The organism is Chryseobacterium sp. WG23 (genome assembly GCF_024586575.1).
Lineage (GTDB): Bacteria > Bacteroidota > Bacteroidia > Flavobacteriales > Weeksellaceae > Chryseobacterium.
Map to the genome: position 1 here is coordinate 282332 of NZ_JALCZE010000005.1, position 22992 is coordinate 305323.

A 22992-nucleotide genomic window follows, 5' to 3' on the forward strand; every position below is an offset into this window, starting at 1 on the left:
CACCAAAAACATCAAAATAATTTTATACTATGAAAAAAAAATCCTTTTTTATGGCGCTGATGGCAATGATGCTTCAGTCAGGTTCTCTTCTCAATGCACAACAGCTTAATAATCCTGTCGGAATATGCTATGTGGAAGTAAATAACAACAATATGCTGAATGCAGGATCCTATACCCTGCAGAACAGTGGAAAACAGCTCTTTGATGTCGCTATTATTTTTGCAGCCAACATTAATTATGATGTGTCCAAAAGCAGAGCCTACATCTCAAACAATAACAATGTTACTAAAGTATTGAATGATGTCAATACGTATGTGAAACCTTTACAGCAAAAAGGAATTAAGGTGTTACTTGATATTCTGGGAAATCACCAGGGAGCTGGGATCTCCAATTTCCCGAACAGAGAAGCGGCGAAAGATTTTGCCTTACAAATAGCAAATACTGTTTATACTTACGGCCTGGATGGGGTAGACCTGGACGATGAATATGCTGATTATGGAAATAACGGAACGGGACAGCCCAACAGCAGCTCTTTTGTAATGCTGTTGCAGGAGCTTAAAGCGGCAATGCCTGATAAACTGATTACCTTCTATTATCTGGGCCCTGCAACTTCAAGACAGAGCTACAATGGAGATCAGGCCGGAAATTATATTGATTACAGCTGGAATGCCTATTACGGAACCTACAGCGCGCCCAGTGTACCTCCTCTTACCAAAGCTAAGCTTTCTGCTGCGGCAACATGGATCAATAATACCTCTACTTCTACGCTTTCCAGTTTGGCTACCAATTCAAAAAATGACGGCTATGGCGTATTTATGTGGTATGACCTCCCGGGAACGAACATGGCCAGCTATTTAAGTACAGGATCCAATATATTGTATAGCCAAAATACATTATTGTCTGGCCAACTTTATTCATGGACTCAGGGAGCAGCCTGTGATCCGCCGCTAGGATTAGGAACCAGCAATCTTACAGGAACTTCTGCAAAATTAAACTGGACCTCCAGCGGCTCCCAGACTTACAATATAGATTATAAGCCGGCCGGTTCAACAACCTGGACGAATGTAACAAGTAATTACGCGGGAAGCAATATTGTAGTAAATAATCTGACAGCTGATACAGAATACGACTGGAGAATACAGTCTAACTGTTCTTCAACGTCAAAAAGTACCTACATTTTTGCCCCAAGATTTAACTCAGGAAACGGATGTGCCACTCCATCCAACTTAACGGCATCCAATACCCTTGGAACGACCACCAAATTATCCTGGGATACCGTAGGAACAGCGGCCTCTTATACTTTACAATATAAAACTTCAGCAGCCACAACATGGACAACAGTTCCCAATATTGTCACCAATACGTATACCCTTCAGAATCTGACTGCCAATACCAACTATGTATGGAAAATACAGTCTGTGTGCGGAGGGACAACCACCAGTGCCTATTCAGCGGATACTCCATTCAATAGTGGAATTGTTCCTGTTACCAGCCCTGGCCCGAGATCTCTTTCTTTTAACGGAAGTAGCCAGTATCTTAATGGCGGGCAATTTAACCTCAATGGAAATGCTGTGACCTTTGAAGGCTGGGTAAAAGTAAATGCATTCAAAACTGCCTTCCCTTATATTTCGTCAGTAATCGGGATTGAAGTGGGAGATAATAATTCCGCAATACTAAGATTGGGAGATGCTAATCTTGCCAACAATAAACTGCAGTTCACCTTAAGTTTTGGTTCATCCCAGATAAAATTGAACGGAAATACAGCTCTTAATGCCAATACATGGTATCATGTGGCAGCTACTTATGATGGTGCAGCTATGAAGCTCTATGTCAATGGTAATCTTGATGCAAGTACTGTGGCTACCGGCAATTTTACAGCAAACGGTATCCTTTATATGGGCAGAAATTATGATAACTCCCGTGCACTTAACGGATCGCTGGATGAATTCAGAGTATGGAAAAAAGCATTGACCGCTCAGGAAGTCCTGGATAACAAATGTGATATTGCGGCCAACTCAACGAGCCTGGAAGCCAACTGGAAAATGGATGACGGAAGTGGAAACGGAGCGGTAGATGCTACTCCAAACGGTCATTCCGCTACTTTAATCAGTATGTCGGATGCGAACTGGAAAACAGAAGTTCCTTGTCCTTCATCTTTATCTGTAAAAACAGCAAAAGGAATTGAAAATAAACAGGAAGGTACAGCTTATCCGAATCCTGTTAAAAGAGGAGAAGATATTAAGTTTAGAATTGACGACAGGTCTGCAAACGAAATATCAGTGTATGGAGCTTCCGGAACATTGTCTAAAAAACAGAATATCAATCAAAATAATAATGTAGTTAATACTCGGGATTTGCCAGCCGGTACTTATCTTTACAAAATCACATCAGCCAATGGTAAGGTGATATCTTCCGGTAAAATACTTGTGAAGTAAAATAAAATATAATAAAGAAACTGCGTTATGTTCTTATGGCATAAGGCAGTTTTACCTGTTTTACCCGTTGAAGTTTAGAAAATAATTTAAAAAACCAAATCATGTTAAAAAAAGTACTATTAATAACACTGATGATGAGCTCTTATGTAGGGTTCTCACAGCAGAAAGACCAGCCTTCGCAGGTTAATCTTAAAGCAAGAACAGAATTTCAGAATGAAAAGTTTGGTATGTTCATCCATTTTGGATTATATAGTGAATTGGGCAGGGGAGAATGGGTGATGAATAATGATAATATCCCGGTGAATGATTATGCTAAACTGAAAGGTTTCTTTAATCCTATTGAATTTAATGCCAAAGATTATGTTTCAATGGCTAAAAATGCAGGGGTAAAATATATTACACTGGTTACGCGGCATCATGATGGATTCAGCATGTGGGATACCAAGTATTCAGATTTTAATATTATGAATACACCTTTCAAAAGAGATTTGGTAAAAGAACTGGCGGATGAATGCCATAAGCAGGGGATAAAAATAGTCTTTTATTATTCACTGCTGGATTGGACAAGAACCGATTATTCCTACTGGACGGGCCGCACCGGGAAAGGAACCGGCCGTACTGAGAAAGGTAACTGGGATGACTATATCCGGTTTATGAAAAATCAACTGACGGAATTATTAACCCAATACGGTGAGGTTTCCGGAATATGGTTTGATGGATATTGGGATCAGATGGAAGAAGAGAAGGCAGGCAGAAACGAAAAAACGTATGTAGATTGGAAAATGCCGGAGATCTATGAACTTATTCATAAGCTTCAGCCTCAGTGTCTTGTAGGGAATAACCATCATATCAGCCCTTTGGCGGGAGAAGACTTTCAGATGTTTGAAAGAGATATTCCGGGAGAAAATAAAGGAGGACTTAGCTTTCAGAAAACCTCACAGCTACCTTTGGAAACCTGTGAAACTTTAAACGGCTCCTGGGGATTCGACTTAAAAGATAACAAGAACAAAACAGGGAAAGAGCTTTTAGATTTATTGGTCAATGCAGCAGGAAGTAACGCCAATTTACTCATAAATGTAGGGCCTATGCCTAATGGTAAAATTCCGGAACCTTTTATTCGCTCATTTACAGAAATCGGAGATTGGATGAAAGTTTATGGAGAAAGTATCTATGGGACAAGAGGAGGATATATGCCTAAGCAGAAATGGGGAGCAATCACTCAGAAGGAGAATAAAATCTACGTTCATATTCTTAATAATAATGGAGGGAAAACAATTACGCTGGAGAAATTTCCCTTTAAAAAGATTAGCTCTGCTTATTTGCTGAAAGATAAAAAACCAATAAAATATAATTTAAAAAATAATATCTTAACATTTGATAGTTACCCTGTGGATAATGAAAACCCAGATGTTGTGATAGCTTTTGAAGGAAGATAAATAAAAAAATGATGCAAAATATACTAGGAATAGATATTGGAGGATCTCATATTACGCTGGCTCAGGTAAGTCCTGAAAAACGCGAAATCATTTCTTCAACATATGTGCGGGAGCACGTCGATTCTTTTGAATCTAAAGAAATTATTTTCTCTGCATGGGTTTCAGCGATTGATAAAGCAGCTCATGATTTGAATAAAGAGGATCTTTTATTGGGAATTGCAATGCCCGGGCCTTTCGATTATGAAAATGGAATATCTCTGATGCAGCAAGGGAAATTTATAGACATCTATCAGGTTAATATCAAAGAAGAACTGGCCAAAAGATTGTTTATTTCTCAGGATCGGATATATTTTGCGAATGATGCTGCAGCCTTTATGGAAGGTGAAGTTTTTGGAGGTTGCGTGCAGGATTTCAACAAGGTTTTTGGAGTAACATTGGGAACAGGACTGGGGACTACTTTTTATAACGGGGAATTTGCCACTGACGAAGATTTGTGGGATTCACCGTTTAAAAACTCTATTTGTGAAGACTATCTGGCAACACGTTGGTTTGTTAAGTATTACGCTGAATTAACGGGGGAGCAGATTTCAGGAACCAAAGAACTGCTAGATAAACCCATTGAAATACAAACCAAAATATTTGATGAATATGCAGATTCTTTTTCCGAATTTGTCATAAAATATGTGAGCCATTATGAGCCCGAAGTTTTAGTAATAGGAGGGAATATTGCGAAAGCATATCCTTACTTTGAGAAACGGTTTATTCAGAATTTAACAAAGAATAATATTAACTTGCCCGTTAGAATTTCTGCTATTTTTGAAGATGCAGCCATCTTAGGTGCAGCTAGTTATGCTTTGAAAAAGTTTAAATAAATAATAAAACGATACAATGAAGTCTCTATTTTCTACTTTTTTTCTTTTATTACAGGTCTGTGCATTCAGCCAGAACGTATCTCTGGTAGATTACGTGAACCCGTTAATGGGAACTCAGTCTAAGCCTTCTTTATCCAATGGAAATACCTATCCGGCAGTCGGGCTTCCCTGGGGAATGAATATCTGGACTCCACAGACAGGTAAGATGGGTGACGGATGGGCGTATACTTATGATGCCGACAAAATAAAAGGATTTAAACAAACCCATCAGCCTTCTCCATGGATGAATGATTATGGCGCTTTTTCTATTATGCCGGGTGTTGGTCAGCTAAAATTTAAAGAGGACGACAGAGCAAGCTGGTTCAGCCATAAAGCTGAGGTCTCAACCCCTTATTTTTATAGTGTATACTTAGCTGATATTAATGTAACTACTGAATTTACACCTACAGAAAGAGCCTCTTTCTTTAAGTTTGATTTTCCTAAAACAGACAGTGCTTACGTAGTCATTGATGCTTTGAATAAAGGCTCTTACATTAAAATTCTTCCTAAAGAAAAAAAAATCCTGGGGTATACGACCAGATATTCAACAGGGAAATATGAGAATTTTAAAAACTATTTTGTGATTCAGTTTGATAAAGATTTCGAGCTGACAAGAGCCTGGAAAAATGATAAATTGGTCAATGATCAGTTAGAAATTACCAGCGATCATGCCGGCGCAGTTGTTGGATTTAAACTTAAAAACAAAGAAGCTGTTTATGCAAAAGTAGCCTCTTCATTCATAAGCTTTGAGCAGGCTGAGCTGAATCTGAAAAGAGAAATTGGCAGCAAAAATTTTGAGCAGGTAAAAACCGATGCTAAAAATGTATGGAACAAAACATTAGGAAAAATAGAGGTGAAAGGAGGAACGGACCAACAGATGAGAACCTTTTATTCTTCTTTATACAGAACCTTGTTTTTCCCACAAAAATTATATGAGGTTGATGCTCAGAATAAAATAAAGCACTGGAGCCCTTACAATGGCAAAGTGCTGGATGGGAGAATGTTTGCGGGAACCGGTTTCTGGGATACATTCCGTGCCTTGTATCCTTTCCTGAATCTGGTATATCCGGGGATCAATGTTGAAATGCAGGAAGGATTGGCTAATGCCTATAAAGAGGGAGGTTTCTTACCGGAGTGGAGCAGTCCGGGATATTCAGATATTATGATTGGAAACAATTCTGCATCCGTAGTGGCAGATGCTTATATAAAAGGACTTCGTGGGTATGATGCAGAAACCCTTTGGCAGGCGGTAAAACACGGAGCCAATAATGAAGGACCTATAGAAGCTGTAGGACGCGCAGGTGTAGAGTATTACAATAAGCTGGGCTATGTTCCTTATGATGTAAAGATTAACGAAAACGCAGCCCGGACACTGGAATATGCCTATGATGATTTTTCTATCTATCAATTGGGTAAAGCATTAGGAAAACCAGCTTCAGAAATTGATATCTATAAAAAAAGGGCCTACAATTATAAAAATGTGTTCGATAAGGAAACAGGCTTGATGCGCGGTAAGAATAAGGATGGAAACTTCCAGAAACCCTTCAATCCCTTCAAATGGGGTGATGCCTTTACAGAAGGAAACAGCTGGCATTATACCTGGTCTGTTTTTCAGGATATTGATGGGCTTGCCACATTGATGGGAGGCAAAAAGAAATTTGAAGCCAAGCTGGATGAGGTTTTCTCTCTGCCACCGGTTTTTGATGACAGTTATTATGGAAGCGTGATCCACGAAATCAGAGAAATGCAGATCATGAATATGGGACAGTATGCCCATGGAAACCAGCCTATTCAGCATATGATTTATTTATACAATTATGCGGGCTCTCCCTATAAAACACAATATTGGGTAAGACAGGTTATGAATAAATTATATATGGCAACACCTGATGGGTATTGTGGTGATGAAGATAACGGACAGACTTCCGCCTGGTATATTTTCTCAGCATTAGGATTTTATCCGGTAACACCGGCCACAGATCAATATGTTTTAGGAGCTCCATTGTTCAAAGAAGCTACTATTCATCTTGAAAATGGCAAGAAAATTGAAATAAAGGCCCCGGAAAATAATTCCGAAAACCTGTATGTAAAATCATTGAATGTAAACCAACAGCCCTATTCCAAAAACTGGTTAAGTCATAAAGAGCTGATGAATGGTGCTGTGCTGGATTTTAAAATGGATAGCCAACCTAATAAAGAAAGAGGTTCACAGGAAAAAGATTTTCCATATTCAATGTCAAAAGAAGAATCAAATAAATAATTTTAACCTACAAATACAACTGTATGAGTACAGAAAAGAAAGAAATATTCGATAGAGTAGAAAAAATGCTGGCGACGCAAGGTTTTAATCTTGCCGCAAAAGATGATACAAGACCATGGGGTGGTTTTTTTGTGATTGATGAAACCCAGGCACAGGATTTTGCCAACCAATATTTTGATGGGATTGATGTAGACAGTTTAAGAATAGGAGGGAAATTAAGCCCTAAAATTCTTATAGTGGCTCCTGAAGCAAGATTAAGCTGGCAGTATCACCACAGAAGAGCCGAGATCTGGCAGGTAGTGGAAGGAACAGTAGGTATTAAAAGAAGCAATACCGATGAAGAAGGAGAATTGAAAACCTACCATCCGGCAGATCAGGTAAAACTTCAGCAGGGAGAAAGACACCGTTTAATCGGTTTAGACGGTTGGGGAGTTGTTGCTGAAATCTGGCAGCATACCGATGCTTCTCATCCTTCTGATGAAGATGATATTGTAAGAGTACAGGATGACTTCGGAAGATAGTTCAGGATAAGTACAAATAAATATCCCATTTTAGCTGATCATTTGATGTCTAAAATGGGATATGTTTATTTCATTCAGTGAAAAAAGATCAACTTAAGTTTTATTTTCCTGCCATGTATTCTCTATTTCTTCCAGTGTCTTTCCTTTGGTCTCCGGAATCCTTTTCCAGATAAAAAGAAAAGTGACTAGAGAAATCAACATATAAAATCTCAATCTGTGTTCTTTTTAAATTAATTCTTTCAAATGATTAGCCAGATATGTTACAGAGTTTTTGTTCTTAATGTAGCTACTCTCAAACTCATCTATTATTTGAACATTTTTGATTAAGTTATAGCTTAGTTCATCTCCCAAAATATTTTCTAATACAATATCTACAACTGTATATTGGTCATCTTTTTTTAAATGATTAATATTTATTGGCTTAAAAATAATATCAAAAGTATTGTCCTTAAATTTCAATAACACATACTCCCAACTACTCACATCAATACTTTTATTATCCATGCCACCTTCTTTATCGATATCTTTCTATTCTATATAAAGTCCATGTCCTTATTTATATCAACTCAAAGTCACAGACTTTGAGCTTGCGGAGTTGACTAGAACTAGCTGTTTGTTGTGGAGTTTTTTAATCAATCCAACATGGATTATTTAATCTAGCTTTACAATTTGCGCAAGAAATAATTCCCTCTCTCGATAAGTTTTCGAATGCATTATTACAAATAGGGCATAAAATCCAATTTTCTTCCATTATGATAGCTGAATCTAATGACTCATCGGGATATTCATTATCTATTAATTTCTTATAGCTCTGAAAAATATCGTTTGCTCCATTAATGCCTTTAAACATATCCTCTTCAAAATATTTATTAATTTTCCATTCTTTAAAAGTTATTATGTTTGGGTAAATCGGGTTTTGTATAGGATATAACTGATTATCATTAGTCCGTTCCCAGTATTTTGACATACGGGGATCACTTATTTCAAAGAATTCAGAGGGATAATTACTGGGATAAATATTCCCCCCTTCATCTAATAAGAAAAAATTAATTTTTCTTTCATCTGTATATTCAATGGCATATACTGTATAATTCTTACCTTGAATTAAAGGAAAATCAGAAAAAGGTCGTTGCCAATTAATCTTATAACTTACATTTTCAGGGGAATCTATTTTAATATATTTTACTCTCATAACTGCTGATAATATTTATTATTAATATCAAGGATAACGAGATCCACGGCTACTGGCATTAGTATCGTCCTTAATTTTGAATCCGCTTCTCTCTCCGGTTGCTCTATTTTGATCGTAATGTACTTCTGTTGAAGTCCCATCTCCATGATCGTGATTATGCTTCATTTTATCATGAGTTCCTTTTATATGATCATATTTAGGATCCTTTAGTTTACCTTCCATAAATTTATCACTTTTACCACTTTTTGCTTCCTCTAATGTTAATTTTTCTTATATATCTTTTGGATTTGTCTAGCTCTTTTATAGCGGACAAAATAATAGAAGCGAGTAAGCTTGATACAATAGAAAAAGCGTGGTACTTTGTTTACTGCTCTGGAGGTACTGGCTTACCCGACAAACAAATAAATAAGCCCACGCCTAGCGTGAGCATTGCCTATCCTTGTTTGCCTTTGAAAAGTGCCAGTTTTCCAGAACAAGGAAGCTAATGCTTTATATTTTTTCCGTTAAATATATATTTTTTCTTAGGTCGAAACCATTTTAAAAAGTAACATCCAATCCTACATAGAAATTAGCTTTCATAATAGGAGCGTACACCATTCCTCCATCAAAATAACTTCCAAAAGGATTTTTAAAATCAATAATTGCATTTTTCTGATAGTATGAAGTAAGGTTCTCCCCACCTACATAAGCTCTGATCTTTTTATTGAAGTTTCTTGAAATCTGTGCATTAAGTATGGCATAAGATTCAGAATACACCGGTAGCTGGAATTCTGCGGGGTTGCTAGACGTATCCGGAAGTCTCTGTTTTCCTACCCAGTTTAAAGTAGTGTCAAAACTCCAGAATCCGCCTTTATCATTTTTATTGGTGGCATAGGCTAAATTCACAAATCCTCTGTGTTTGGCCATAAAAGGAATTTCTCTTCTTCCACCGATATAATCTGCCTGCACATCGTAATATTTATAAGCTAGTCTTACATCAAAGTTTTTGAAAGGTGTAAAATCCCACTGCGTTTGGAATGAGTTGGCAAAAGACTTGCCTTCCAGGTTATAAAATGTAAGCTGCTGAGGCGATTTATCCAAATCTACCAACACCTGGTCCTGGAAATCCGTTCTGAAGAAATCTGCAATAATGGTTGATTTTCTCCCGAAAATTTTGAATTCCTGTTGCAGGCTTACTCCATAATTCCATGCTATTTCCGGTTTTAAACCATAGATGTTTCCTCCGTTTGATAGAATATTAATGGCTCTGTTGGAAGCAAAATACTGTTGGTTTTCTGCAAAAACATTGGCTGTTCTGAATCCTCTTCCCGCAGAAAGCCTTAAGATCGTCTGGGGGGTGAAATCATATTTAAAATTAAGTCGGGGGGTAAACTGAGTTCCTGCCAAATTATGAAAATCAGCTCTTGCTCCTGCTACTAAGGTATATTTTAAGCCTGTTAAAGTATATTCTGCAAAAATTCCCGGAACAATTTCGTTTCTCTTAAGATGATCTGTTAGGTAATTTTCTTCATAGCCATCATATAAAAAACTTGCCCCGGCCTTGTATTTGTGGTTGGTATTTCCAATAATACTTTCAAAAATTAAGTTGGAATAATAGGTATGCTGTTTCCCGTTATAATTTCTCAATCCGAAAAAGCTGTCCTGCTGGTGATATACATACTGGTTCATCCATCCAATACTCTGGTAAGGCTTTCCTTTAAAAACATATCCTGTTTTGTTCCAAACCTGGAATCTTGAAATATCAATACCCACCCCATACAGATACTGCTCATCCTGAGCCCGCTTTTTATCAAAGCCTACTTGCCCGGCAGTTCTCTCATCTCTGATAAAATTAATTCCAAAGTGAGATCCGAATCCGGATTTTTCCAGATCATTATAATTAAGAAGGTAAGCCGCATTGATCTGTGTCCCTTTCGGCCTGTCCAGGAAGCCGTCATCATTCATATCTGTATTTCCGAAAGTTCCGTTTCCATGAAGTAAAAATGTCTGTGACCATTTCTCATTGATAAGAGAAACACTTGTAATATTGGCTTCAGCTCTTCCATTGAAGTCAGAAAAAAGATTCAGGGACGTTTCGGGTGTTTTTGCATTTTTCAGAAGCTCGGTATTGATCTGCCCGGTAATACTTTCATACCCATTGGTTACCGTACTTCCTCCCTTTGTCAGCTGAATACTTTCAATCCACCTTCCAGGAATGAAATTCAGCCCATAGGCAGAAGCTAATCCTCTGATTTCGGGCAACTGCTCTTTTGTTAAACTGGTATATTTCTGATCCAGTCCCAACATTTTCAGCTGCTTGGTACCTGTAACAGCATTACTGAAAGATACATCTACCGTGGCATTGGTTTCAAAACTCTCAGAGAGATTACAGCAGGCAGCTTTTAAAAGTTCTTTTTTATCAATATTAAAAACAAGTCCGGCTTCTTTCTTACTTAAAGATGTCGCGGCTTTATACCCTGTTACCACTACACCGTCAATATTCTTTTCATGCTGGCTGTGATCTTCGGTACCGGCTCGTTGCTGATACTCTTTATGGTCCTCATGCTTCGTTCCTTGTTCATAGTGCACATTAGGATTTGCTTCTCCAAACGGAATAGCTCTGTCATACAGGCAGCATCCCTGAAGATTTTTGTAAACGGCATCGGAAGTTTTATACTTTTCATTATCATGACCTGCATCAGCAATTGCTTTTAAAATCTTATCTGATGAGGTTTTTGAGGCATCAAAATCCATCGTTACGGTTTGTTTTTCTGCGCTCCATTCCGCCGATCCGGCTCCCGCATCTTTAGCTGCTTTTTCAATTCTTGCTTTACAGGAGGCACAGTTTCCTTTTACATAAAACTCGTTTTCTTTCTTAGGAGCATGATGGTTGTGAGATTCCGTAGCAGAAGGCTGAAGATCTCTATCATAATGACAGCATCCCGGAAGTCCTTCATAGATATCATTGGAAGCTTTGTATTTTTCATTATCATGACCTGCATCAGCCACTTTCTTTAAAATTTCATCTGCTGAAACATGCTCTGTTTCTAATGTTAAAGTTTGTAGATCAATTGAGTATACGGCGGTTTTTGCCCCTGCTTTTTTAGCGGCTCCTTCAATTCTGGTTTTGCACATTTCACAGTTCCCTTTTACTTTGAACTGATTTTTTGAAAGACCCTGAGCAGCCATAAATTGTGTAAACAGGAATAAGGTACCAAGCAGTAACCTGGAAATATATAATTTCATTTTGTTTAAAAGTTTAGATTAATTAAAAAACGGTTCATTACATCATGTAATGAACAGGCTCTGTTTAATTAGCCTATTTTAGGCGGCTGCCAGATTTCTTTTAAACGGTCAGAAAGATAAGGATCTGAGTGTTGAAACTGAGGATTCTTATTGGATTTGTAATAAGACAGTTCCAGACGTAAATTTTTTGAAAATGGAGTTTCTATAAAAGTATAACAGGCAACACATGATGAGCAGCAGTCGTCATTACAAGATCTTGTTGTGCTGTCTTTGCTGTCTTTTTTGGAAGAATGATTTTTGCAGCAGTCGCTCTTTTTAGATTCTGCCTTACAGCAGGTATCCTGCATGGATTGGACATAGAAGCTGTCTCTAGGAACCAAAAAAATTCCTAAACAAAATACTATTATAAATAGGTGAAGCAGCTTCATGCCTGCAAAAATACAACATTTATGGCAAAGGATCACCAACTTTTACCGCGCAGTTATGCCAGGGCTCACCATGAGCAGGGTTGGCCTTTGGTTTTTCTCCCATAGCCAGGTTCTGCGAGGCCGGACCCGGTGCTGGAGTTGGAATAGTCTGTACATTAGCCGGTGGCTGAGGAGCCGGTGCCGGCTTACTGTTTAAGGGCTGCCCCACAGGAATATCACATCGGTGCCCCGGCTCTCCATGAGGAGGATTCATCCCTGGAGCGGTTTTTACCTGCTTACCGTTATTGTCAATGGTAATTTTTCCGGGAGATACAGCATTAGGGTCAATTTTAATGGCATTATTGCCGTTTACTGTTATGTTTTGAGAAACCGGAGTAGGGCTGTTGTTTAAAGGCTGTCCTACAGGAACATCACAGCGGTGTCCCGGCTGTCCGTGTGGCGGGTTCATTCCCGGAGCTGCTGCAATAGGAGAAGGAGTGGGGTTAGATTGAATTCCTGCCTGATTCAGCAGGGATGCTTTTGGAGAATTCAATGCTACTTCAGGCTGAGAGCCTGCTTCTTTTATATAGGTTGCTCTTTCATCCTTTTTACAGGAAACAATAAGTAATGATGCGGTCATTAAACCTACAAATGTATTCTTCATATCCATGGGTATGAAACAAAATTAGCAAAACATTTTGAATTGTTTTGCTAATTTTATATTTATAGTTTGATTTTAGAACTAATTTTTCACTAAAAGTCTGAAACCTTCTCCGTGAACATTGATAATTTCCAATCCTTCATCGTCTTTTAACAGCTTACGAAGCTTTGCAATATATACGTCCATACTTCTGGCCGTAAAGTAATTCTCTTTCTTCCAGATTTTTCTTAAAGCAAGATCTCTCGGCATGAAATCATTTCTATGGATACAAAGAAGTTTTAACAGCTCATTTTCTTTTGGAGAAAGTTTGTACTCTTTGTCACCTACTTTTAGCTGTCTCAGCATAGAGTCAAAGAAAATATTACTGATTTTGAACTGTTCCTGTTCTTCATTTTCAAGGGTAGAGCTTCTCTGAAGAATAGCTTTGATCTTATATAAAAGAAGTTCAGTGTCAAAAGGTTTGGTGATATAATCATCAGCTCCCAATTGGTATCCTTTCAAAATATCCTCTCTCATATTTCTTGCCGTAAGGAAGATTATAGGGGTGTTTTTATCAATCTTTTTTACATCCTCAGCTAATGAAAACCCGTCTTTTTTAGGCATCATTACGTCAAATATGCAGATGTCGAATTCGTTTTCTGTAAACTCTTTAAGTCCCTGCTCTCCGTCAGTGGCAAGGGTAACTTCAAAATTATTGATTGTTAAATAATCTTTAAGCACCGCTCCAAAACTCTGATCGTCCTCTACTAATAATATTCTGTTGCTCATAATTTCAATAATTAAAAATTAATAATAAGAATGAACTTTCTCACTCTCTCTTCTATATTTTGTTATTTGATTTTTTACTTCATTTAATGCTAGCTCATGGGCAGCTTTATGGTGAATGTGCTTCCATTTCCTTTATTGGAATCTACAATAACCTGTCCTTTGTGCAGCTCTACAATTTTCTTAACGTACGAGAGACCTAATCCCTGCCCTTTTACGTTGTGTATATTTCCGGTTTCTTCCCTAAAGAATTTTTCGAAAATCTTGGTTTTGTTCTGGGTATCCATTCCCATTCCTTTATCAGAAACTTCAATAATATACCAGTTTCCTTCATTTTTCGTTTCTACATGAATTTCAGGAGCTTCGGGAGAGTATTTGTTGGCATTATCCAATAGATTAACCAGCATATTGGAGATGTGGAATTCATCTATTTTAAAAGTATAATGCGTCGCTGTAAATTTCTGGGTAAGAGATCCGTTCCTCTGTCCTACAATAAGATTGAAGGATTCTGTAGTTCTTTTGATGAGTTCCCTTACATTGGTTTCCTTCAGGAACAGCTTTACTTCATTTCTTTCAAGCTTAGACATATTAAGCACATTTTCTACCTGCTTTTTCATCCTCAGGTTCTCCTGTTTGATCAGTTCCGAGTAATATTTTACCTTATCGGGATTGGTGGCAATTTTATCATTGGCTAAAGAATCTGTAGCTACGGAAATAGTAGCTAAAGGTGTTTTAAACTCATGAGACATATTATTGATGAAATCTGTCTTTACTTCAGCCAGTTTCTTCTGTCTCATCATATAGTTGATGGAAATAATATAGATCCCGAGAATCGTAAGTAACGATAGAAAAGTTCCCAGCAGCATAGGCCAGTTATTCATCGCCAGGGAATATTCTTTTTTAGGAAAAACCAGGGCAAGACTGTATAACGTATTCTTTTTGTCTGTAAAAAGCGGATAGTTATACGTATTGCTGTCTTTTTTCTCTTTATATGTTTTATTGGCAATACTGGTGAGCTTATTGTTTTTGTCAATAACTCCATATCCAAATTTTGCTGTAATACCTCTTATTTTCAATTCTTTTGCAATAACGGAATCCAGAATAACGGGATCCACTCTCTTCGCAATCGGTAAGTTGCTGCCGTATACTTTTACAAACTCTTTAATGGCATAGTCTCCATTTTCAATATCTGTATTAAGATCAGCCGTAAGAAGTTCCCGGTTGGTGGTATCTCTCTTGATCTTATAGGCTGCCTCGTCAGTATATAAAGTAGTCAGCTTTACGGTGTCTCCTTTTTTAGAAATCGGAAGCTGGGTATTTGAAATAATATTTTTAGAGTAGATGATCTGTCTCTGGGTGCCAGAGTCCTCTACCTGTTGAATAGTTGTCAAAGAAGGTTGGCTACTGTTGGCAAGAATTGTTTTTCTGTTTTCTTTATTCAGGTATTTATCAGCTTCAATTTCTTCAATATTCTTGGATACGTTTTCCAGAGCTGAATAAACTTTGTTGGAAAAGTCCTGTTCAAGAGTGCCGTAATAACGTTTCAGCCAATAAAATTGGAGCGTAACAAAGACAATCAGTGAGATCGTCATAAACACCGAAATTATTGGGATGAATTTATTATTCATTATTTTATTTTATATGTTTTGGAAAAATGAATGTTAAAATTAATTGTTTTAAGACAAGGTAAACAAAAAACGAGCCAGAAAATTGTGTTTTTTTTCTTAAAAGGATGTTTTTTAACAATTATTTATGAATTATATAATACTTGTCATATGAAAAGTACGGTAAATAAATAAAGAAGTAACTTTATTAAAAATAATTAATTATGGAATCAACGATCATTTTCAACAAAGATTTTGACTCAAATGCTGTCTATGTAATGAAAGTTTACGAAGCAGATGTTTCAAAAGTATGGAACTATTTTACTCAATCCGAATTATTGGATCAGTGGTGGGCGCCTAAGCCCTGGAAATGTGAAACAAAGAGGCAGGATTTTAAAGAAGGTGGAATTTGGTTATACGCTATGGTAGGACCGGAAGGGGAAAGACATTATGCGCAGGTAAAATATGGTGAAATTATGGAACATAGAAGTTTTGATGGAGTCGATGCTTTCTGTGATGAAAATGGCAATATAAATGAAAATTTCGGGCAGTCAAAATGGCTTATCGGGTTTACCGGAGTAGAAGAGGGTACAAAAGTGACTGTCAATATTCATTTTCCGTCGGCAGAAGCATTAAAACAACAATTGGAAATGGGCTTTGAAGAAGGATTTAAAATGGGACTGAATCAGCTTGAGGAAATTTTAAAATAATTAAAGATTTTGCTAGCTGTTAAGAATCTAATATACCTGGTATAAAATCAGTGTTCTTCTTAATGAAGCTGGTGAGTAAAAAAAGCTTGGAAAACATCCAAGCTTTTATCTTTATAGCAATTCTTCATCCTGAAAATACTGAATAATCGCCTTTTTCATAAGCAGAGACTGCTCATTGGGTCTTAATTCAGGCAGGCCCTCTACTTTATCAAAATGGGGCCATCCATCTTCGTAATGTGTAAATTTATAATATCCAAAAGGTTCTAATAATCTGCATACCGCAATATGAAGGATGTTCAGTTTATCGTCTTTCGTATATTTTTGCTGGCCACTCCCCAGTTCCTGAAGCCCAATCAAAAATAATATGGTTTCAATTGGTGGATTTTTTTCTGTCTGGAAATTATCTTCAAAGAATTGTTCTATTTTTTTCCAATATTCGGATTCGTTCATACCTTTATAAATGATAAATTATAAGTGCTAAATGATAAAGTTAATTCTTTAGCATTTTTCTTTAGGAAGAAATAATTTTTAGTATTTCTTCCGTTTTGTTTTTTATATCTGTTTACTATCTCTTTTTAGATCGTAATATTTTTTTATGACCCAAAAAAACTTCGTTATAAGAGTTTTGATAATTCCTTTAATGATGGTGATGGCTAACTGTTTATTTAAAGCCGAAAATTTTGTTATAATCTACACCATCCATCATTTATAAACTATCATTGATTTTTAAAAGAAACGCATATTCCAGCGCATCTTCCTTCAGTGATTCAAATCTTCCACTTGCTCCTCCATGTCCTGAGCTCATATCCGTTTTGAACACTAAAATATTATCATCTGTTTTTAATTCTCTCAGCTTTGCTGTCCATTTTGCAGGTTCCCAATACTGTACCTGTGAATCATGAAACCCTGTGGTAATAAGCATATGTGGATAATCTTTTGCTTCCACATTGTCATAAGGAGAATATTCTTTCATGTAATGATAATATTCTTTATCATTCGGGTTACCCCATTCATCATACTCCCCGGTTGTTAAAGGGATGGTATCATCCAGCATAGTTGTCACTACATCCACAAATGGAACCTGTGCTACAATTCCATGGAATAACTGAGGTTCATAATTAACAACAGCTCCCACTAAAAGCCCTCCGGCGCTTCCACCCATTGCAAACATATGTCTGGATGAAGTATAATTTTCTTTTATTAAATATTTTCCGGCATCAATAAAGTCAAAAAATGTATTTTTCTTAAAGAGCATTTTTCCATCTTCATACCATTCTCTTCCCAGATATTCGCCACCTCGGATATGGGCAATAGCATAAATAAATCCTCTGTCCAGAATTGACAATCTCACATTGGAGAAGCTGGCATCTACGGTATGCCCATAACTTCCATAACCATACAGAAGAAGGGGTGTGTCTGCAGATTTTTTGGTGTCTTTATGATATACCAGAGAAATTGGAATTTTTGTTTCCCCATCTCTTGAATCAGCCCATATTCTTTCGGAAATATAATTTTCAGGGAAGAAATTTCCGCCCAAAACTTCTTGCTGCTTAAGAAGTTTGGTTGTTTTTTCTTTCATATTATATTCATAGGTAGAGCTTGGCTGCGTCAGTGAAGTATAGCCATAACGCAGAATCTCGGTGTCAAATTCGAGATTCACACCAATATAGGTAGTGTAAGTGGGATCTGAGAAAGGTAAATAATATGATTCCTGCGTTTTTTCATCAATAATTTTGATTTGCAGCAATCCTCTTTCTCTTTCTTCAAGAACCAGATAGTCTTTAAAGATTTCGAAACCTTCCAATAAAACTTCAGCACGGTGAGGAATTACATCAACCCAGTTTTCCATACCACAATTGCTGATCTTTGTTTTTACGATTTTGAAATTGAAGGCATCATCAGCATTGGTAATGATATAGAATTCATCTTCATAATGCTCTACAGAATATTCAAGATCATCTATTCTTGGCTGAATGATCGTCCATTCTGCAAATACATTATCAGAAGGAATGAAACGGTGTTCATCAGAAATAGTGCTTGAGCTTGCAATGAAAATATATTCTAATGATTTTGTTTTGAAAACATTTACGTCAAAAGTGTCATCTTCTTCATGGAAAATCAAAATATCTTCTGATGAATCAGTTCCCAGCTCATGTCTGTATACTTGAAACGCGCGGAGGCTTTGATCTTTCCTGATATAAAAAACATGCTTGTTGTCATTGGCCCATACGGCCTTTCCTGTGGTATTGGGAATACTGTCCGGAAGGATCTCTCCTGTTTCCAGGTTTTTAAATTGCAGAGTGTAAATTCTCCGCCCTACATTATCCGCAGAAAAAGAAGCCAGCTTATTATCCGGGCTTACTGCTACACTCCCCACTTCAAAGAAGTCTTCACCTTTGGCAAGTATGTTGACGTCAAGTATAATCTCTTCCTGATTGTCCAGGCTCTTATGTTTTCTACAGAAAATAGGATATTCTTTACCCTCTTCATAGCGTACAATGTACCAGTATTCATTAAAGAAATAAGGAAGAGACTCATCGTCTTTTTTGTAACGGGCCTTCATTTCTTCAAAAAGCGCTTCCTGAAGTTCTTCAGTGTCTTTCATGATGAATTCTTCGTAAGCATTTTCCTCTTCAATATACCGGATAACTTCAGGATTCTCCCTTTCGTTAAGCCAAAAGTAATTGTCGGTCCTTTTATCGCCGTGAGTTTCTAATATTTTTTCTATTTTTTTTGCCTGTGGAGCTTTCATCCGAATATTTTGATTTTTTACTGAAGAAAATAAATCCTGATACCTTTCATTTTGAAAGGAGCTTTATACGGACATTTCATTCAATGTTAATTTTTATTCAAATATAAGAAAGGCTATCAAAAATCAGATAGCCTTTACCATTAATATCGTTGAAGAAATTATTTTTTTATGGTTTTTATGGTTTTTGAAGTTCCATCTTCCATATTTAAAGTGATTAAATACATTCCTTGTTTTAAATCACCTAAATATATCGAAGATGAAGGTTTCTTAATTACCTTGGTTAATCTTCCTGAAATATCTGTTATATGAATAGATTTTACGTGAGATACATCAGAAATATTGAGCAGGTCAGTAAATGGATTTGGGAATATTTTTATTTTTTCTTTTTGATCAGAAACTTCATGGGTTGATAATAACGTGTCATCATAGGCTGCAATCTGGAATTCCCCACTGTCTGTAGTGTCACGATATTTCCAGACACTGATATATAAAGTAGTGCCAGGAGTTTGCCCCGTTAACGAAAGAAGTGAAAAATAACCGTCACCACCATCCTCGTTACAGCCAACTTCCGTTAAAGAACCACAACTTCCACTGTAAGCTGTAAGTACAGCGTCATCAAAACCGGAACCGGAAGCTTCCTTCGTTTCTATCTTAAGATTTCCGCTTTGTGGTACTACAACTGTAAACCATACGTTTTCCACGGCATATGAATTGCATGTAGGCAATGAGCCATCAATAGTTGCTCCTGTGTTATCGGAAGTAATTGAACCCGACGCAAAATCTGTTCCCACGTTTAATGGTGATGCTCCTGAACAATTATCATTACTAGGAGGAATAAATTCATAGGCTGAGATTTCGAATTCTCCATTATCTGCATAGTCGTTAGATTTCCATACACTTATGTATAATGTAGCTCCCGGTGTCTGACTTGTTAATGAAATGGAACCAAAATCATCTTTACAGGCAATTTCTGTCAGTGAATTGCAGTCTCCGCTATAAACAGAAATTGTTGAGTCATAAAATGCAGAGTTGAAAGTTTCTCTGGTTTCTATGGCAATATTTCCACTTGGCGGAACAACTGCAGTAAACCAGACATTTTCAATAGCATCCGGATTACAGGAAGGGGAAGACTGATCAGTGGAAGCTCCTGTGTTATCGGAAGTAATTGCTCCTGAAGCAAAATTTGTTCCAACGGTTAGAGCGATTGCTCCTGTGCAGTCATCATTGGCTGGTGGAATAAGTTCATAAGCTGAGATTTCGAATGCTCCATTATCTGCATAGTCGTCATATTTCCATACACTTATATACAATGTGGCTCCGGGAGTCTGTCCGGTTAATGTAATGGGAGAAAAATAATCTTCACAGGCAATTTCAGCCAGGGAATTGCAGTCTCCACTATAAATAGAAATTGTTGAGTCATAAAATGCAGAGTTGAAAGTTTCTCTGGTTTCTATGGCAATATTTCCACTTGGCGGAACAACCGCAGTAAACCAGACATTTTCAATAGCGTCCGGATTACAGGAAGGGGAAGACTGATCAGTGGAAGCTCTTGTGTTATCGGAAGTAATTGCTCCCGAAGCAAAATTTGTTCCAACGGTTAGAGCGATTGCTCCTGTGCAGTCATCATTGGCTGGTGGAATAGGATCATAAGCTGAGATTTCGAATGCTCCATTATCTGCATAGTCGGCAGCTTTCCATACACTTATATACAATGTGGCTCCGGGAGTCTGTCCGGTTAATGTAATGGGAGAAAAATAATCTTCACAGACAATTTCTGTCAGTGAATTGCAGTCTCCACTATAAATAGAAATTGTTGAGTCATAAAATGCAGAGTTGAAAGTTTCTCTGGTTTCTATGGCAATATTTCCACTTGGCGGAACAACCGCAGTAAACCAGACATTTTCAATAGCGTCCGGATTACAGGAAGGGGAAGACTGATCAGTGGAGGCTCCTGAGTTATCGGAAGTAATTGCTCCCGAAGCAAAATTTGTTCCAACGGTTAGAGCGATTGCTCCTGTGCAGTCATCATTGGCTGGTGGAACAGGATCATAAGCTGAAATCTGAAAATCACCACTATCTGTAGTGTCATCATATTTCCAAACACTGATGTATAAAGTAGCCCCTGGAGTTTGCCCGGTTAACGAAAGAAGTGAAAAATAGCCGTCACCATCATCCTCGTTGCAGTCAATTTCTGTTAAAAACCCACAGCTTCCACTGTAAACTGTAAGTACAGTGTCATCAAAACCGGAACCGGAAGCTTCCTTTGTTTCTATCTTAAGATTTCCGCTTTGCGGTACTACAACTGTAAACCAAACGTTTTCTACAGCGTCTGAATTACATGAAGGTAAAGAGCCGTCAGTAGTTGCTCCTGTATTATTGGAAGTAATTACTCCCGAAGTGAAATCTGTTCCTATAGTTAGGGAGATTGCTCCTGAGCAGTCGTCATTTTGTGCATTTACAAATACAATTGCGAATAAAAATAAAGAGAATAATATTTTTTTCATAATAAAATTTTAATAAATATAATTATAAAAAATCCCAATATTGTGAAAAAGAATAATGTATTAAATATTTGATTTTAAGCAGTATATTTTTTATGCTTAATTGCTTTTAAAATAAAAAAACCATCTTTCCCCTATGGAAAAGATGGTTTTTTTTAAATTCTTAGTATAGACTATTTATGCAGAGCCTTAACATATTTTTCCAGAGCCATTGTCATGGACGGAGTTTCTTTAGTGGGGGCCATTAGATCTACCTTTAAGCCCGCTTCTTCAGCTGCTGCTAAAGTAGTGTTTCCAAAAACACCGATTTTTGTTTCCTCTTGTTTGAAGTCAGGGAAATTTTGCTGTAAAGATTTAATTCCTTGTGGGCTGAAGAAGATCAGCATATCATAATCTTTAATGGTGATGTCTGTCAGATCACTGCATACCGTACGGTACATAATAGCTCTTGTCCATTCTACATTGGAAGAATCGAGAGTTTTTACAATATCCGGACTTAAAACATCTGAAGATGGCAGCAGATACTTTTCAGTAGGAAATTTTTTGAAAAGAGGAAGCAGGTCTGAAAAATTTTTCTCTCCAAAGCTGATTTTTCTCTTTCTGTACACAATGTGCTTTTGAAGATAGTTGGCAATGGCTTCGGACTGACAAATGTATCTCATCGTGTCCGGAACTGCAAAACGCAGATCCTCTGCAAGTCTGAAGTAATGATCAATCGCATTCTTACTGGTAAAAATAATCCCGGTATATTGCGTCAGATCAATTTTCTGAGTTCTGAGTTCTTTATTGTCAACTCCTTCGACGTGGATGAAAGGGCGGAAATCAATCTTTATTTTTTCCTTCTTCGCTATATCCAAATATGGAGAAGACTCACTAGGCGCTGGTTGAGAAACCAATATAGACTTTATTCTCATCATTGACATTTATTAAAAAAATAACAACTTCCAAAGCAGTAATAATGGTGCTATTTGGAGGGTGCAAATATACAAAAATTTATAATACCATTTCTCAGGAAGAATCTTGTTCTTGTGAAATAAATAGAAAAAGACCTTGAAAATGAACACGAAAGAAAAGAAGAAAAAATAGTAAACAAATATTTTATTTCTGTCAATAGGGAAGTAATAGTGGGTTACACAAAGAATTATTAATAAAAATGACAGGATAAAATAAAATTTAGTGGAGGTAAAATAAAAAATAGACCATTTTTTTCCATCTCCTATACTTTGGTAAAATAAAAAGCCCAATGCAGATTTTATGAGATAAAAAAACAGAACCGCCAGTAATGTATACCCAAATTTATTGAGCTGATATCCTAAGAGCTGTACATCTGCAATATATTTAGGCACCAGCGGAATGTACTGGGAAATTAAAACAGACAGTGTAAGCGTTGTTACACATGATGTAATAATCCAGCTTGGCAGGTTATTGCTTGCGTCAAAATACTTTTGAAGCAGAAAATCTTTAAGGCTAGCATCTCTTTCTATGATATTCATCATAAAAACATATAAAAATATGCAGCCTACAAGAATGAAGATGACCCAGTCATTATTCTCGGGTATTCTTACTTGATTTATAAAGTTTTGTGACGATAGCAAAGTTTATTTTTTTTAAT

20 protein-coding genes are annotated in these 22992 nt (G+C 37.0%); 6 read left to right on the forward strand and 14 right to left on the reverse strand.

The features are described from left to right. The first annotated feature begins 29 nt into the window (after positions 1 to 29). The 5 genes from MP477_RS10030 to MP477_RS10050 all read left to right on the forward strand — a co-directional run bounded on the left by MP477_RS10030 (position 30) and on the right by MP477_RS10050 (position 7563). Positions 30 to 2435, forward strand: a complete 2406-nt coding sequence (locus MP477_RS10030) for an endo-beta-N-acetylglucosaminidase H (protein ID WP_257190317.1) — start codon at positions 30 to 32, stop codon at positions 2433 to 2435. 101 nt (positions 2436 to 2536) lie between these two features. Next, complete coding sequence (locus MP477_RS10035; protein WP_257190320.1) at positions 2537 to 3871, forward strand: alpha-L-fucosidase; 1335 nt, start codon at positions 2537 to 2539, stop codon at positions 3869 to 3871. An 11-nt stretch (positions 3872 to 3882) separates the two neighbouring features. Then, positions 3883 to 4743 (forward strand): ROK family protein, encoded by an 861-nt coding sequence (locus tag MP477_RS10040; RefSeq protein ID WP_257190321.1) that lies wholly within the window; start codon positions 3883 to 3885, stop codon positions 4741 to 4743. Between the two features lie 16 nt (positions 4744 to 4759). After that, complete coding sequence (locus MP477_RS10045; RefSeq protein WP_257190322.1) at positions 4760 to 7042, forward strand: GH92 family glycosyl hydrolase; 2283 nt, start codon at positions 4760 to 4762, stop codon at positions 7040 to 7042. Positions 7043 to 7065: 23 nt separating this feature from the next. Next, positions 7066 to 7563 (forward strand): phosphoheptose isomerase, encoded by a 498-nt coding sequence (locus MP477_RS10050; protein WP_257190323.1) that lies wholly within the window; start codon positions 7066 to 7068, stop codon positions 7561 to 7563. A 93-nt stretch (positions 7564 to 7656) separates the two neighbouring features. Here MP477_RS10050 and MP477_RS10055 read toward each other — a convergent pair whose 3' ends face one another. The 9 genes from MP477_RS10055 to MP477_RS10095 form a co-directional block, all read right to left on the reverse strand. Further along, complete coding sequence (locus MP477_RS10055; RefSeq protein WP_230033673.1) at positions 7657 to 7764, reverse strand: hypothetical protein; 108 nt, start codon at positions 7762 to 7764, stop codon at positions 7657 to 7659. A 24-nt stretch (positions 7765 to 7788) separates the two neighbouring features. Continuing rightward, a complete protein-coding gene (locus MP477_RS10060; protein WP_230033675.1) occupies positions 7789 to 8067 on the reverse strand; it encodes a hypothetical protein in 279 nt (92 codons plus the stop codon). Between the two features lie 124 nt (positions 8068 to 8191). Beyond that, entirely contained in the window at positions 8192 to 8755 is a 564-nt protein-coding gene (locus tag MP477_RS10065; RefSeq protein ID WP_257190324.1) for a hypothetical protein, read from the reverse strand. A 27-nt stretch (positions 8756 to 8782) separates the two neighbouring features. Beyond that, positions 8783 to 8977: a hypothetical protein gene (locus MP477_RS10070; protein WP_257190325.1), complete on the reverse strand. Its 195-nt coding sequence runs from the start codon at positions 8975 to 8977 to the stop codon at positions 8783 to 8785. A gap of 315 nt (positions 8978 to 9292) precedes the next feature. Further along, entirely contained in the window at positions 9293 to 11980 is a 2688-nt protein-coding gene (locus tag MP477_RS10075; RefSeq protein ID WP_257190326.1) for a TonB-dependent receptor domain-containing protein, read from the reverse strand. A 68-nt stretch (positions 11981 to 12048) separates the two neighbouring features. After that, positions 12049 to 12408 carry a hypothetical protein gene (locus MP477_RS10080; protein WP_257190327.1) on the reverse strand — a complete coding sequence of 120 codons (360 nt, stop codon included), beginning with the start codon at positions 12406 to 12408 and terminating at the stop codon, positions 12049 to 12051. Positions 12409 to 12427: 19 nt separating this feature from the next. Beyond that, entirely contained in the window at positions 12428 to 13051 is a 624-nt protein-coding gene (locus tag MP477_RS10085; protein WP_257190328.1) for a hypothetical protein, read from the reverse strand. A gap of 78 nt (positions 13052 to 13129) precedes the next feature. Beyond that, the gene (locus MP477_RS10090) at positions 13130 to 13816 is read right to left on the reverse strand and encodes a response regulator transcription factor (RefSeq protein ID WP_002982671.1); all 687 of its coding nucleotides are present in this window, start codon (positions 13814 to 13816) and stop codon (positions 13130 to 13132) included. Positions 13817 to 13905: 89 nt separating this feature from the next. Then, positions 13906 to 15441: a sensor histidine kinase KdpD gene (locus MP477_RS10095; RefSeq protein ID WP_230033695.1), complete on the reverse strand. Its 1536-nt coding sequence runs from the start codon at positions 15439 to 15441 to the stop codon at positions 13906 to 13908. A 200-nt stretch (positions 15442 to 15641) separates the two neighbouring features. Between MP477_RS10095 and MP477_RS10100 the strand changes: the two genes are divergently transcribed. Then, the gene (locus MP477_RS10100) at positions 15642 to 16127 is read left to right on the forward strand and encodes an SRPBCC domain-containing protein (protein ID WP_257190329.1); all 486 of its coding nucleotides are present in this window, start codon (positions 15642 to 15644) and stop codon (positions 16125 to 16127) included. Between the two features lie 111 nt (positions 16128 to 16238). Here the strand turns inward: MP477_RS10100 and MP477_RS10105 are convergent, their stop codons facing one another. From MP477_RS10105 to MP477_RS10125, 5 genes are all read right to left on the reverse strand, one after another. After that, positions 16239 to 16577, reverse strand: a complete 339-nt coding sequence (locus MP477_RS10105; protein WP_047484784.1) for a hypothetical protein — start codon at positions 16575 to 16577, stop codon at positions 16239 to 16241. A gap of 256 nt (positions 16578 to 16833) precedes the next feature. Further along, positions 16834 to 18879: a S9 family peptidase gene (locus MP477_RS10110; protein WP_230033704.1), complete on the reverse strand. Its 2046-nt coding sequence runs from the start codon at positions 18877 to 18879 to the stop codon at positions 16834 to 16836. Between the two features lie 158 nt (positions 18880 to 19037). Further along, the gene (locus MP477_RS10115; protein ID WP_257190330.1) at positions 19038 to 21383 is read right to left on the reverse strand and encodes a T9SS type A sorting domain-containing protein; all 2346 of its coding nucleotides are present in this window, start codon (positions 21381 to 21383) and stop codon (positions 19038 to 19040) included. A gap of 170 nt (positions 21384 to 21553) precedes the next feature. Beyond that, a complete protein-coding gene (locus MP477_RS10120) occupies positions 21554 to 22294 on the reverse strand; it encodes a uroporphyrinogen-III synthase (protein WP_047485086.1) in 741 nt (246 codons plus the stop codon). A gap of 12 nt (positions 22295 to 22306) precedes the next feature. Beyond that, entirely contained in the window at positions 22307 to 22975 is a 669-nt protein-coding gene (locus MP477_RS10125; RefSeq protein ID WP_257190331.1) for a DUF4271 domain-containing protein, read from the reverse strand. Positions 22976 to 22992 lie beyond the last annotated feature (17 nt).

Excerpts from the sequence above, each read along its gene's own strand:
- MP477_RS10030 (WP_257190317.1), top strand. The coding sequence starts at position 30 with ATGAAAAAAAAATCCTTTTTTATGGCGCTGATGGCAATGATGCTTCAG.
- MP477_RS10035 (WP_257190320.1), top strand. The coding sequence starts at position 2,537 with ATGTTAAAAAAAGTACTATTAATAACACTGATGATGAGCTCTTATGTA.
- MP477_RS10040 (WP_257190321.1), top strand. The coding sequence starts at position 3,883 with ATGCAAAATATACTAGGAATAGATATTGGAGGATCTCATATTACGCTG.
- MP477_RS10045 (WP_257190322.1), top strand. The coding sequence starts at position 4,760 with ATGAAGTCTCTATTTTCTACTTTTTTTCTTTTATTACAGGTCTGTGCA.
- MP477_RS10050 (WP_257190323.1), top strand. The coding sequence starts at position 7,066 with ATGAGTACAGAAAAGAAAGAAATATTCGATAGAGTAGAAAAAATGCTG.
- MP477_RS10055 (WP_230033673.1), bottom strand. The coding sequence starts at position 7,764 with ATGTTGATTTCTCTAGTCACTTTTCTTTTTATCTGGAAAAGGATTCCG.
- MP477_RS10060 (WP_230033675.1), bottom strand. The coding sequence starts at position 8,067 with ATGGATAATAAAAGTATTGATGTGAGTAGTTGGGAGTATGTGTTATTG.
- MP477_RS10065 (WP_257190324.1), bottom strand. The coding sequence starts at position 8,755 with ATGAGAGTAAAATATATTAAAATAGATTCCCCTGAAAATGTAAGTTAT.
- MP477_RS10070 (WP_257190325.1), bottom strand. The coding sequence starts at position 8,977 with ATGGAAGGTAAACTAAAGGATCCTAAATATGATCATATAAAAGGAACT.
- MP477_RS10075 (WP_257190326.1), bottom strand. The coding sequence starts at position 11,980 with ATGAAATTATATATTTCCAGGTTACTGCTTGGTACCTTATTCCTGTTT.
- MP477_RS10080 (WP_257190327.1), bottom strand. The coding sequence starts at position 12,408 with ATGAAGCTGCTTCACCTATTTATAATAGTATTTTGTTTAGGAATTTTT.
- MP477_RS10085 (WP_257190328.1), bottom strand. The coding sequence starts at position 13,051 with ATGAAGAATACATTTGTAGGTTTAATGACCGCATCATTACTTATTGTT.
- MP477_RS10090 (WP_002982671.1), bottom strand. The coding sequence starts at position 13,816 with ATGAGCAACAGAATATTATTAGTAGAGGACGATCAGAGTTTTGGAGCG.
- MP477_RS10095 (WP_230033695.1), bottom strand. The coding sequence starts at position 15,441 with ATGAATAATAAATTCATCCCAATAATTTCGGTGTTTATGACGATCTCA.
- MP477_RS10100 (WP_257190329.1), top strand. The coding sequence starts at position 15,642 with ATGGAATCAACGATCATTTTCAACAAAGATTTTGACTCAAATGCTGTC.
- MP477_RS10105 (WP_047484784.1), bottom strand. The coding sequence starts at position 16,577 with ATGAACGAATCCGAATATTGGAAAAAAATAGAACAATTCTTTGAAGAT.
- MP477_RS10110 (WP_230033704.1), bottom strand. The coding sequence starts at position 18,879 with ATGAAAGCTCCACAGGCAAAAAAAATAGAAAAAATATTAGAAACTCAC.
- MP477_RS10115 (WP_257190330.1), bottom strand. The coding sequence starts at position 21,383 with ATGAAAAAAATATTATTCTCTTTATTTTTATTCGCAATTGTATTTGTA.
- MP477_RS10120 (WP_047485086.1), bottom strand. The coding sequence starts at position 22,294 with ATGAGAATAAAGTCTATATTGGTTTCTCAACCAGCGCCTAGTGAGTCT.